The sequence below is a fragment of the Corallococcus sp. AS-1-6 genome (assembly GCF_020037015.1).
Lineage (GTDB): Bacteria > Myxococcota > Myxococcia > Myxococcales > Myxococcaceae > Corallococcus.
This window is the reverse complement of sequence record NZ_JAIQDE010000014.1, coordinates 156,440-168,782: the sequence shown is the minus strand read 5'-3', so window position 1 is coordinate 168,782 and position 12,343 is coordinate 156,440. Positions and strand designations below refer to the sequence as shown.

The following is a 12,343-nucleotide window of genomic DNA, read 5'->3' as shown; positions in this document are numbered from 1 at the left end:
GTCACTGCGCCTCCGGGAGCGGCTCGGAGGGAGGCACCGGGGGACCGGGCGGAGGCAGCACCTTCTCCGACTGGCCCAGGAGCTTGCTCAGCACCTTGTCCATGACGGAGCCCAGGAGCCTGTCCGCGGACCAGCCCGCGACCACCGCCAGCGCGACCATGGTGAAGAAGGCCGCCTGGTTGTCGTTCACGACGATGTGGAGGATGGCGGAGCCGGTGTCCGCGCTGCTGGAAGCGTCCCGTGTTTCCACGGACAGCAGCAGGCGGGACCGCTCCAGGAAGAGGAGCATCAGCGCCGCGAACGCGCCGATGACGGGCTTCACCATCAGGTGGTAGGCGAAGTAGCGGCTCGTCGCCCCCGTGGCGACGACGAAGCGCTCCTTGGACAGCATGTTGGAGGCGATGGCCCCGGAGGCCCCCGCGAGGCCGATGAGCAGCAGGCCCTTTCGCACCAGGGTATGGGGCCAGTCCTCGACGAAATTCTGGGACAGCAGGAAGGCGGAGACGATGAAGACCCCCAGCAGCATCAGCGTGCTGAAGACCTGCAGGGAGACGTTGATGGAGAGCTGCCAGAACGTCTTGTCCACCTGCTGGTTGACGGTGTCGAGCGCGCCGCGCAGCACGTGGCGGCAGTAGCCAAGCTCCTCCCCGCCGAGGGGCGGGGAGGTGGAGGCGCAGCAGCCGTCCGTGTCCAGCCGGGCGAGCCTGCGCACACAATGGGGCAGGGGCCCGTTCCTCCTGTCCGTGCCGAGCCAGAGCGCGGCTCGCGCGTCCGTCACCCGGCGCTCGAACTGCTGCTGGATCTCCAGTGCTCGCGGCACCAGCATGGCCTGGGGCATCACGAGCAGCAGCAGCCCGTCCACCTCGTGGAGGACCTCCCAGAAGGTGAAGGACCAGCGCCGCGTCGGCTTGTCCAGACAGCGCCGGGCGACTTCCAGCTTTTGATCGCATTGGGCCAGGATGGCTTCGCTACCGGCAATGCGCTCCGAGCCCTTCCGGCACAGCTCGATGAGCGAGGCGTTGCTCTCCAACCTGGCCCATAGCAACTGGGTGGCCGAGCCAAACCGGCCCTGACGCCGCAGGAGTCCCGCGCGCTTCAGCAGCTCCGGGAGCGGAGGGTCGGGGAACGTGTCGGTGGCCGCCATGAAGCACTCATGGCCACGGCGCGAGCTGGTGACAACCCACTGCGTTGCGCGGCGCGTCAATACCATGCGTCACCGTGCTTAGACCGCTAGAGTTGATTAGCTGGAACAGGTGCTGATACGCCCGGTGAACCTCCACCCGGAAAGGTGCACTGCATGTCGCGTCGCTCCCGAATTGTCTCAAGATTTCTGTCTTCACCGCTGCTCGCGGCCACGTCGCTCGCGCTGGCCTGCGGCCCCGTCACCGACGAGCCGCCCGCTCCCCCGGAGGCGCCCGCGCAGGCGGCCCAGCCGCTGGCGGTGAGCGGCTTCGCGGAGATGCACCACCACATGTTCGCGGAGGAGGCCTTCGGCGGCGGGTGGTTCCACGGGAGCCACACCGGCACGCTGGCGAGCTGTGACGGCGGCATGCCGGAGAGCGACCACGCGCGCGTCCGCATGGACCTGCGGGACATGCTCAACCTGTGTCCCAACGCCGGCAGCGTGAACCTGAGCGGCATCCCCATCCTGTCGGACGTCTTCGGCGTGGGCGGCGCGGTGGCGTCGGAGGTCATCGGCCAGGTGGAGGGCACCGAGGGCGACACCGGCCTGCACCTGGGCCGCATGGAGACGCCCACCCAGTGGCCGCGCTGGGACACCATCGCGCATCAGCAGGCGTGGGAGGGCTGGCTCAACAAGGCCCGCCAGGGCGGCATGTCCCTGGTCATGGTGTCGCTGGTCAGCAACGAGTTCCTCTGCAAGGCGCTGCCGTACCAGAACCTCAAGCGGCCCTGTGACGAGATGATGGACGTGGACGTCCAGCTCCAGATGGCCCGCGACTTCGACGCGCGCACGGACTGGGCGGAGATCGCCCTGTCGCCCGCGCACGCCCGGCAGATCATCTCGCAGGGCAAGCTCGCCATGGTGCTCTCCATCGAGTCCAGCAAGCTCTTCGGCACCAAGGACTGGCGCGCGGAGCTGAACCGCGTCTATTCGCTGGGCGTGCGCTCGTTGCAGCCGGTGCACCAGTTGGACAACCGCTTTGGCGGCGCGGCCCCGCACAACGCCATCTTCCAGGTGGCCCAGTTCCTGGAGAACTGTCACATCGATACGGACTGCGGCCTCACCGGCAACGGCTTCACGCTGGGCTTCGACGTGGACGCCAACTGCAAGAACACCAAGGGCCTGACCGCGGACGGCCAGGCGCTGGTCCAGGAGATGATGAACAAGGGGATGCTCATCGACATGGCCCACATGTCCGAGAAGAGCGTCCAGGACGCCTTCGCCCTGTCCCAGGCCCGGACGTACTACCCGCTGTTCATCTCCCACGGCCACTTCCGCGAGGTGATGAACCCGGACCTGGCCGCCAACGAGAAGACGACGCCGTCGTGGGTGGTCCGCTACGTGCGCCAGACGGGCGGCATGTTCGGCCTGCGCACCGCGCACGACGAGACGCGCAACTACAACCGCACGCCGGTGGCCAACAACTGCCAGGGCTCCACGCGCTCGCTCGCGCAGGCGTACGAGTTCGGCCGCCAGGGCCTCAAGGTCAACATGGGCTTCGGCGCGGACCTGAACGGCTTCATCCAGCAGACGCGCCCGCGCTTCGGTGACTTCGGCGCGTGCTCCGCGGGCTTCCGCGCGGAGGCGGACGCGCAGGAGGAGCAGCAGCGCGTCTCCGGCCCGCCGCCGCTGGGCACCGACTTCGACGTGTACGGCCTGGCCCACGTGGGCCTCCTGCCGGACGTGGTGAAGGACCTGAAGCAGTTGGGCGTCAACACCACGGGCCTGGAGGGCTCCGCGGAGACCTTCATCCGGATGTGGGAGCGCGCCAACGGCACCCGCACCGGCATGGCGGACGCGGCGAACGACATCGACACCGGCGGCGTCGACCCCTACGTCGCCAAGGCCACCCGCGAGGCGGCGTACCCGAAGCTCTGCGGCAAGGCCTACGCCCCCAGCACCAAGCTGGTGTCGGAGACGTGCCGCTTCGACCAGGAGTGCAAGTCCAACCAGTGCAGCGCGTTGGACGCCTGCGGTGACATCCCGGGCGTCTGCACCTGCTCCACGGACTCGCACTGCGCCTCGAACCAGTTCTGCGGCTGGGGCACCAACGACGGCAAGTGCGTGAACAAGCGCCCCAAGGGCTCGCTGTGCTCCTCCGGCCGCGAGTGCCAGTCCGGCAAGTGCTCGTGGCTGATGTGCACCTGAGCCACCCGTGATGAAACGGCCCCCGGGGTCCTTGGATCCCGGGGGCTGGATGCTTCGCCTGGCTCAGGCCAGCTCGCGCAGCACCTCGCCCGCGGCGGCGATGGTGTGATCGATCTGCTCCACGGTGTGCACGGCGCTGATGAAGTTCAGGTCGCGGCGCAGGAGGACGCCCCGGCGGGCCATGCCGGCCTGGAAGGGGATCATCTTCTCGACGTGCTCGGGGACGACCTGGTCGAAGCGGAAGAAGGGCACGGCGTCGTAGCCGATGACCTCCAGGGTGGAGCCCGCCTCGCGCGCGTGGGCGTTGATGCCCTCGCGCAGGCGGCGGCCCAGGCTGGCGATGTGCTCGATGTAGGGCGTGCGGCGGTACTCGTTGATGACGGCCTCGCACACGGCCAGGGAGAGCATCTCGCCGCCGAAGGTGGTGGACACGTGGAGCTCGCCCAGGCGGCTGAGGAACTTCTCCGGCCCGGCGATGGCGGACAGGGGCATGCCCGCGGCGATGCCCTTGGACAGCGTGACGAAGTCCGCCTGGAGGTCGAAGTACTGCTGCGCGCCGCCCAGGGCCAGGCGGAAGCCGGTGACGACCTCGTCCAGGACGAACAGCACGCCGTGCCTCGCGCAGGCCTGCTTCACCTGGAGGAGGAACTCGCGGGTGACGGTCCGGTTGTAGGGGATGGCCAGGAGCACGCAGGCCAGGTGTTCGCCATGCTGCTCCAGGTGCTGGAGGAGCGCGGGCTCGTCCTGGGGCGTGAAGAGGGGCAGGCGCGTGGTGAGCCTCGCCACCGTCTGGGGCACGCCCGGGGTGTCATGCATGAAGTGGTCGTGCCAGCCGTTGTAGCCCACGGTGACGATGTGCTCGCGGCCGGTGAGGTGGCGTGACAGGCGCACGGCGGCGGAGGTCGCGTCCGCGCCCGTCTTGAAGAAGCGGGCCATCCGCGCGCCGGGGATCACCTCCACCAGCGCCTTCACCGCGGAGACCTCCACCGGCGTGGGCAGCGAGTGGAGGATGCCCTCCGCCAGGTGCTTGCGAAGCGTCTCCACGACGGCCGGGTGGTTGTGCCCCAGCATGTTGGCGCCCAGCGCCTGGATGAAGTCGATGTACTCCTGACCGTCCGCGTCCTCCACCAGGGCGCCATGGCCCCGGGTGAGGAACACGGGGAAGGCGCCGGGCGCGAAGTGGTCCGGCTTCTTCATCATCGTCTGAGTGACGCCGGGCACCCACCTGCGCGCCTCGGCGAGCAACTCGTTCGAGCGCTCCAACTTGAGCTCACCCTCGATGGGGCGGGGCAGGGACGGGTGCCGGGACGTTGTCTGGGAGGTCGCCATGTCGTGTCGCGCTGGGGAGACTGGCAATGATGGTCATCACCATGGAACTCAGGGAGTCAATGGGAAAGCGGTTTCTGTGACACAAGCGTCTCTCCGCGGCCTCGCGCCGTGGGTCCAGCTTGACGGGTCGCAAGTGGAGCGGAAGGGTGGACGCCGAGCGCAGTCCGTCCCCTGTCCGTTCACTCCAAGGAGTCGATGGTGAAGAAGCTCGTCAATGCGCCGCGCGCGGTGGTCCAGGAGATGTTGGAGGGGTTCGTGGCGCTGGCGCCGGGGCAGGCGCTGCTGGAGGGGGAGACGGTGGTGGTGCGCGCGGACGTGCCGGCGGCGCTGGGGGCGAGGAGGGTGGCGGTGCTGTCGGGCGGCGGCAGCGGCCACGAGCCGGCGCACGCGGGCTACGTGGGGACGGGCATGTTGCACGCGGCGGTGGCGGGGGACGTGTTCACGTCGCCCAGCTCGGACGCGGTGCTGGCGGCGATCCGCGCGGTGGCGGGGACGGCGGGGGCGCTGCTCATCGTGAAGAACTACACGGGGGACCGGCTCAACTTCGGGCTCGCGGCGGAGCTGGCGCGGGCGGAGGGGATCCCGACGGAAGTGGTGGTGGTGGCGGACGACGTGGCGCTGCGGGACACGGTGGAGCCCGAGCGGCGCCGGGGCATCGCGGGCGTGGTGCTGGTGCACAAGGTGGCGGGGGCCGCGGCGGCGGCGGGCGCGTCGCTGGCGGAGGTGGCGCGCGAGGCGACCGAAGCGGCGGCGGCGCTGGGCAGCATGGGCGTGGCGCTGGGGCCGTGCACGGTGCCGGCGGCGGGCAAGCCGGGCTTCACGTTGGGCGAGGCGGAGGTGGAGCTGGGGCTGGGCATCCACGGTGAGCAGGGCGTGCGCCGCGTGGCCTTGCAGCCCGCGGACGAGCTGGCGGACACGTTGCTGTCCACCATCGTGGAGGACCGGAAGGTGGGGCGGGGCGACCGGGTGGTGTTGATGGTGAATGGGCTGGGAGGCACGCCGCCCATGGAGCTGGCCATCGTGACGCGCAAGGCGCTGGCGTTCCTGGCGGACCGGGGCGTGGCGGTGGAGCGTGCGTGGCAGGGCACGTTCCTGTCCGCGCTGGAGATGCCGGGGTGTTCGCTGACGTTGATGAAGGTGGATGACGCGCGGCTCGCGCGGTTGGACGCGCCGACGGAGGCGCCAGCGTGGCCGGGACGGGGGCAGGTGGTGACGCGGCGTCAGGTGGTGCGCGCGCGCGCCGCGCTGCCGACGGTGGAGGGGCACCGGAAGCCGCAGCCGGTGATGGCGCAGGTGCGCGCGGCGGCGTTGGCGGTCGCGGACGCCTGGGACGCGGCGGAGGCGAGGCTGACGGAGCTGGACAGCAAGGCGGGAGATGGAGATCTGGGTTTGAGCCTGGCGCGCGGCGCGGCGGCGATCCGCGCGTTGCCGGAGGGGGCGTGGGCCACGCCGTCCGGGGCGTTGACGGAGCTGGGGCAGGCGCTGCGCCGGAACATCGGCGGCAGCTCCGGGCCGTTCTACGCGACCGCGCTGCTGCGGGCGGCGCGCTTCCTGGCGAACAAGCCGGCGGACGCGGCGGCGTGGGCGAAGGCGTTCGAAGCGGCGGCGGAGGCGGTGTCGGAGCTGGGCGGGGCGAAGCCGGGAGACCGGACGATGGTGGACGCGCTGCACCCGGCGGCGGCGGCGCTCATGCGCGCGGTCCGGGAGGGGAGGACGCTGGGGGAGGCGTGGGCGGAGGCGACGCGCGCGGCGGAGCAGGGCGCGGAGGCGACCGCGAGCATGTCACCGCGGCTGGGGCGGGCCAGCTACCTGGGGGAGCGCGCGAAGGGCGTCCCGGACGCGGGGGCCGTGGCGGTCGTCATCTGGATGAAGGCGCTGGGTGGGCGCGCCGGGTGACGCGGCGCCAGCGTGCTACCCGGGAAGCCGAACGGGCGACCCACGGCGCGCGGGGCGCCGGGCCGGGAGCACGTCGATGAGCGACTGGGCTTCGTCCCAACCCACGCTGGGGAGGATGACGTACGAGCCCGCCACGTCGATGCGCACGTGCCCGATGCCGTAGCCGCGCTCCAGCGGGCCCTGCCTCGCGCGGACGGACTGGATGCGGGAGCGCTGCACCACCGTCGTGCGCCTGCGCCAGAAGCCCTGGCGCACCACCACCAGGGCCTCCGTGACGTGCCATCCCTGGAAGCGCCAGTCGAACCAGGCTCCCAGCAACTGCGCGGGCAGCAGGAGCCAGGCCACCGCGCCCCAGGCTCCCAGGAACCAGGTCGCTGGCGCCGCCACCAGCACGCTCAAGCCCACCGCGCGGATCCGTGCCCGCAGGAGCGCCTTGGGATGCGCCCGCTGGAAGGGCATGGCGTCGGGCAGCTCCGGCACGAACTCCCGCAGCAGCTCCGGCATGCGCGCCGTGGGCACCACCGGCACCAGCAGCTCCGCGCGGTCCGCGGCCTCCTTGCCCGTGCGGACGCCCGCCGTCTCCACCTCCACCGAACCGAAGCCCAGCGTGCGGCGCAGGAGCGGCTCATCCAGCACCACCTGCTGGATGCGCGCGCGCCGCACCGTCACCTGCCGGCGGGTGATCAACCCGCCCACCGCGCGCAGGTGCGTGCCCGTGTCCACCAGCCGGAAGCCGTGGAACCGCAGCACCGCTCGCGCGCCGCTCACCAGCCACAGGCCGAACAGCCCCGTGAGCGCCGCCACCGTCGCGGCCAACCAGCCCATGCCCGGCGCCGCCACCGCGTCCCAGTGCGCCTCCATCCACGGCAGCAGGAGCTTGTGGAAGGTCTCGGTGATTTCATGCAACGCGCCCATCACCACCGCGATGACGCCCAGCCCCAGCGCGGTCGCGCCGTAGAGCAGCAGGCCGCCCAGGTGGGCCTCGGAGAGCACGCGCTCCGGCGGCGCGGCCTCGCCGGGCAGGAGCACCGCCGCCGTGCCTTCGCCCCTCATGGCCTGGAGCGCGTGGATCAGCGCCTGGGCATCCTCCGGCGTCAGGCCCCGCAGGTGGCCGTCCGCCTTGCCCCCGGAGGCCGTCTCCACCTTCACCTCCACCAGCCCGAGCAGCTTCGACACGAAGGGCTGCAAGACCTCCGTGTTCTGCACCCGCGCGGCCTCGATGAAGCGTGAGGTGCGCGTGAAGATGCCCGAGCGGATCTCCAACTGCGCGCCCACCACGCGGTAGCTCAGCGTGGCCACTTCATAGAGCCCGGCGGCGAGCAGCAGTCCCGCCATGCTCAGCACGATGCCCCAGAGCACCCCCGGAAGGCCGCGCTCCCCCGCGAAGTACGTGGGCAGCAGCGCGCCCAGGAGCATGCGGCCAATCGTCGCCGACAGGGGCACCAGCGCCGCGAGCGGCGCCTTCGCGCTCAGCCGCTTCCAGGGCACCTCCTCCGGGACGGCCAGCACCGCCGGCTCAGACGACATCGTCGGCCTCGCGCCGCACCAACCGCTCGCGCAGGGCGTCCGCGGTCTCCCGCGTCAGGCCGGGGATCTCACCGTCCGCGCCGCTGCCCGCGGCCGTGTAGATCTGCAGGCGCGCGAGCCCCAGTGAGCGCTCGATGGGGCCCTGGTGCACGTCCACGTGCTGGATGCGCCCCGCCGGGATGGACACCACCTCGTGCAGGAGCACGCCGTGGGAGATGACCAGGTCGTGATCGCGCAGCGCCCAGCCCCAGCGCTCGTGCGCGCGCTGCGGATACCACGCCGTCAGCACGCTCAAGCCCAGCACCACCGCGCACGGCAGCAGGAACGGCCAGCGCTCGTTGCCCGCGAAGCTCAAGCCCAGCGCCACGGCGAACGCGACGCCACCGTAGAGCCCCATGCGCAGGAGCGCCCGGATGCGGAACAGCGTGAGCGCTCCACGAGGAAGGCGTTCCAGCGTCGGCAGTGGGGCGGTCATGGGGCCTCCGGGGGAGGCCCGAACCTACTCCATCAGGCCCGTGAAGCTGAACAGGCCTTCATGTCCCCGGGCTCAGCCGTGCGGGTGACCCGTGGGCTTCGTGGGCGGCGGCTGCTCCACGTCGATGCCGTCCCGGCGAAGTTCGTCCGCGTGGGCGAGCTGCGCCAGCGTCCCCTTCGGCGGCGCGTACCAGCCGGGATCGCCCTCTCCGTCCAGCCGGTCGCGCACCTTGAGGATCGTGAACATGCCTCCCATGGTGATCTCGTCGTAGGGGCCCTTGCCGCCGACCATGGGGATGGAGTTCGAGGGCATGGGCATGTGGTGCATGCCCGCCATGTCCCCCATGCCCGTCTGGCCCATCGTCATGTAGCCGGGCAGCAGCGGCCGCACCTTGGTGTCGAGGTCTCCGGGCTTCACGCCCACCATGTTCGGGATGCCGTGACCCATCTGGTTCATCACGTGGTGGGTCATGTGACAGTGCATCGCCCAGTCACCGGGCTCGTCCGCCACGAACTCGATGGTGCGCGTGCTGCCCGTGGGCACCAGCACCGTCGTCTCCGGCCACTGCGCGCTCTCCGCGATGCGGCCTCCGTCCGTCTCCGTGATGCGGAACTGGTAGCCGTGCAGGTGGATGGGGTGGTGGTCCATCGCGCTCAGGTTGCCGAAGCGGATCCGCACCCGCTCGCCCTTGCGCACCACCAGCGGCGCCGTGCCCGGGAACGCCTTCGCGTTCATCGTCAGGATGTTGAAGTCCGTCATCTCGTTGGGGTCCGGGCGCTGCGTGCCCGGGTCGATGCGCCACTCGTGCAGCATGATGGCGAAGTCGCGGTCCACGCGCGGCCCCACCGGCCTGCGCGGGTGGATGATGAACAGGCCCACCATGCCCAGCGCCATCTGCGTCATCTCGTCGTGGTGCGAGTGATACATGCACGTCCCCGCCTGCCGCACCGTGAACTCGTAGCGGTACGTCTCGCCCGGCGCGATGGCCTTCTGGTTCAGCCCGCCCACGCCGTCCATGCCGCTGGGGAGCAGGACGCCGTGCCAGTGCACCGTGGTGGACGCGGGCAGCCGGTTCGTGACGTAGAAGCGCACGCGGTCGCCCTCCACCACCTCGATGGTGGGCCCGTGCACGTGGCCGTTGTAGCCCCAGCACGTGGCCTTGAGGCCGGGCGCGAACTCGTGCTCCACCTCCTGGGCCACCAGGTGGAACACCTTCACGCCGCCCACCATCTTCCACGGCAGCTTCGCGCCGTTGGGCACGATGACGGGACGGTAGCCGCGGCCCACGTCGCCGCCCGTGTCCGCCATGGACCCTTCGCGCGGAGCCTTCGCGCCGGGTGCGCTGGATTGCGCCTGGGCGGAGCGGCCGTGCATCAGCAGGGCTCCCGTCGCCAGCGTGGCTCCGGTGCGCGCGAGCAGTCCCCGGCGCGTGAGGCCGGGGGAAGACTCGGGGGTTTCGGTGGGGCCCTGGGTTTCGTCAGTGGGATTCATGGTGCTCATGGGTGGGCTCGGGAGAAGGAGTGGGGGTGGGCGCGGGAGCGGGCGCGGGCGCGGCGGTGGAGGGCAGGCGTCCCCCCACGAGGCGCTCCAGGTCGGCCCGCGCCATCCAGTAGTCGCGGACCGTCTCCAGGTACGCCCTCCAGGCCTCCACCTGCTCGCGCCGCGCGAGGAGGAGGGCGGGAAGGCCGATCTGCATGGCGTTGTACTGGCGTTGCGACTCCTCGAGGATGGTGGTGCGCAGCGGGAGCACGACCTTCTGGTAGCGCTCCGCCATGTTCCGCAGCGTCACCAGCTTCGCCCTGGCCGCGCGCACCTCCGAGCGGGCGTTGACCGCCAGCTCCATCAGCCGGCTCTCGCCCTGGCGGTGCTGCGCCTCCAGCTTCGCGATGAGCGCCTGACGTTGATCGAAGATGGGCAGCTCCAGCGACAGCGTGGGGCCCAGCAGCCGCGGCCCGTTCGCGTCCTGGTGCGTGTGCACGCCCACCTCCACGCGGCCGAAGAAGCGCGTGCTGCGCGCCAGCTCCAGCGCGTTCCACAACAGCGACGTCTGCTTGCGGGCCGCGTCGATGTCCAGCCGCTGCCGCATGGCCAGCGTCTCCAGATGCTCCAGCGAGGACTCGGAGGCGGGGACCTCCGGCAGCTTCAGCGTCAGCTTCCACTGGACCCTCTCGCCGTACAGGCCCATCAGGCGGGTGAGGTGCTCACGCGCCTCCACCAGCGCCAGCTCGTCCTGCGCCAGCTCCAGCCGCGCCTGCTCCAGCGCGGCCTGCTCGGTGGCCAGCGCGAGCACCGTGATGTTGCCCGCGGCGCGCTGCCGCTGGGACAGGTCCGCCGCCGCGTCCGCGGCCTGGTACACCTCGCGGCGCAGCGCGACCAGTTGCTGCCGCGCCTGCACCTCCGTGAACGCCTGGCGCACCTCCGCCGTGGTGGCCAGCGCCTGGTGCGCGACGCGCAGCGTGTCCGCCAGGAACTGCTCCTTCGCCACGCGCTTGCGCAGGGGCAGCGTGAAGAGGTCCACGAAGCTCTGGACGATGGAGAACTCGTGCTCGGTGACGCCGTCCGAGGACAGCGGGAAGCCGATGCTCCCGTTGAAGGACGGGTTGGTGAGCAGCCCGGCCTGCACCATGTCCGCCTGGGACACGCCCAGCTCCTCGTACGTCCCCTGTAGCGCGGGGTTGTTGAGCAGCGCCACCTCCACCGCGCGGTCCGACGTGAGGTCGCCGGCCAGCAGGGCATCCAGGTGTTGCTGCACCTGGGCGTCCTCCGGCGTCCCCTGGTTCCAACGCGTCTTCAAGCCCGTCCGCTCCTCCACGAGCGCCGCCACTTCCTGGTGACCGCGCTCCTTCTGGATGGACGCGCAGCCACCGAGCAGCAGAACCGCGAGGAGCCAGGGGGATTTCCAATTCACACGAGACCTCGAGAAGGGATGTGTCCGTACGGCAGCCAGGGCACCGGCGCCTGTCGAGCAAGGGCCGGGCCAGGGCGTCAGGTATCGCAACCCCATGGAATGACAGCGTCGGAAGCCACACGCTCGCATGGGCGCTTCGTGCCAGGTGTGACCGCGCACGTCACACTGTGATGCGCGGCGCGGCGTCCAGGCCGGGGGCCTCCAGCCGCCCCACGCCGGGGAGGAAGCGGCCCACGCGCGCCGCGTAGCGCTGGTAGGCGGCGCCGTGCAGGCCGAGCAGGTGGTCCTCCTCCAGCCGCACCTGGAGCGACACCAGCAGCACGTAGTCGAGCCAGCCCATCACGGTCCACGCGCTCGGGGCCGCGAGCGCCATGCCCGTCACCACGACGAGCATCCCGCTGAAGATGGGGTTTCGTACGACGCCGAAGAGGCCCCACGTCACCAGCTCCGTCCGCTCCGAGTCGATGCCGATGCGCCACGACGCGCCCATCTCCACCTGGGCCCGCACGGTGAAGGCGAACCCCACGGCCACCAGGGCCCAGCCGCTCCACCGGAGCACGGCCGGCACGCGCCACACGCCCAGCGCCTGCTCCCCGAAGGCCAGGTGCGCCGCGCTCCACAGCACGATGGCCCCCATGAACAGCGCCATGCCCGCGCCGATGACGCGCTGGAGCGGCGGGCCGGAGCGGTGCAGCACCAGCGCCGGGCGGCCCGTGCGGCGGCGCAGGCGCACCGACGGCAACACCATGGCGAAGAGGAGGAAGGCGAGGGTGGCGGCGGGCAGGGCCGGCCGGGTGAAGGTGACGACGTCCATGGGTGACCTCCCACTGCGTTCACCCCCGCTGACGCCCGGCCCCGCGCGCTCTTACAGCGGATT

General features: G+C 71.3%; 9 protein-coding genes. 2 read left to right on the top strand and 7 right to left on the bottom strand.

Annotated features, from left to right (window positions below; translation table 11 throughout):
• Window position 1: 1 nt before the first annotated feature.
• The gene (locus K8612_RS20935) at window positions 2-1,144 is read right to left on the bottom strand and encodes a hypothetical protein (RefSeq protein WP_223738253.1); all 1,143 of its coding nucleotides are present in this window, start codon (window positions 1,142-1,144) and stop codon (window positions 2-4) included.
• 153 nt (window positions 1,145-1,297) lie between these two features.
• Here K8612_RS20935 and K8612_RS20930 point away from each other — a divergent pair, with 153 nt between their 5' ends.
• A complete protein-coding gene (locus K8612_RS20930) occupies window positions 1,298-3,331 on the top strand; it encodes a membrane dipeptidase (protein ID WP_223738254.1) in 2,034 nt (677 codons plus the stop codon).
• Window positions 3,332-3,394: 63 nt separating this feature from the next.
• On the opposite strand, the gene mxcL is transcribed toward K8612_RS20930, so the two are convergent.
• Window positions 3,395-4,660 (bottom strand): myxochelin B biosynthesis transaminase MxcL, encoded by a 1,266-nt coding sequence (mxcL, locus tag K8612_RS20925; protein WP_223763570.1) that lies wholly within the window; start codon window positions 4,658-4,660, stop codon window positions 3,395-3,397.
• A gap of 198 nt (window positions 4,661-4,858) precedes the next feature.
• Between mxcL and dhaL the strand changes: the two genes are divergently transcribed.
• On the top strand, window positions 4,859-6,556 hold the full coding sequence (gene dhaL, locus K8612_RS20920) for a dihydroxyacetone kinase subunit DhaL (protein ID WP_373692122.1): 1,698 nt from the start codon (window positions 4,859-4,861) through the stop codon (window positions 6,554-6,556).
• Between the two features lie 15 nt (window positions 6,557-6,571).
• Here dhaL and K8612_RS20915 read toward each other — a convergent pair whose 3' ends face one another.
• The 5 genes from K8612_RS20915 to K8612_RS20895 all read right to left on the bottom strand — a co-directional run bounded on the left by K8612_RS20915 (window position 6,572) and on the right by K8612_RS20895 (window position 12,280).
• Entirely contained in the window at window positions 6,572-8,083 is a 1,512-nt protein-coding gene (locus tag K8612_RS20915) for a PH domain-containing protein (protein ID WP_223763568.1), read from the bottom strand.
• Window positions 8,073-8,558: a PH domain-containing protein gene (locus K8612_RS20910; RefSeq protein WP_223763567.1), complete on the bottom strand. Its 486-nt coding sequence runs from the start codon at window positions 8,556-8,558 to the stop codon at window positions 8,073-8,075. The genes K8612_RS20915 and K8612_RS20910 overlap by 11 nt, the downstream gene beginning before the upstream one ends.
• Window positions 8,559-8,630: 72 nt before the next feature.
• The gene (locus tag K8612_RS20905; RefSeq protein WP_223763566.1) at window positions 8,631-10,058 is read right to left on the bottom strand and encodes a multicopper oxidase family protein; all 1,428 of its coding nucleotides are present in this window, start codon (window positions 10,056-10,058) and stop codon (window positions 8,631-8,633) included.
• Window positions 10,036-11,466 (bottom strand): TolC family protein, encoded by a 1,431-nt coding sequence (locus K8612_RS20900; RefSeq protein WP_223763565.1) that lies wholly within the window; start codon window positions 11,464-11,466, stop codon window positions 10,036-10,038. Before K8612_RS20900 ends, K8612_RS20905 begins: the two co-directional genes overlap by 23 nt.
• A gap of 160 nt (window positions 11,467-11,626) precedes the next feature.
• Complete coding sequence (locus K8612_RS20895; protein ID WP_223763564.1) at window positions 11,627-12,280, bottom strand: isoprenylcysteine carboxylmethyltransferase family protein; 654 nt, start codon at window positions 12,278-12,280, stop codon at window positions 11,627-11,629.
• Between the last annotated feature and the right edge of the window lie 63 nt (window positions 12,281-12,343).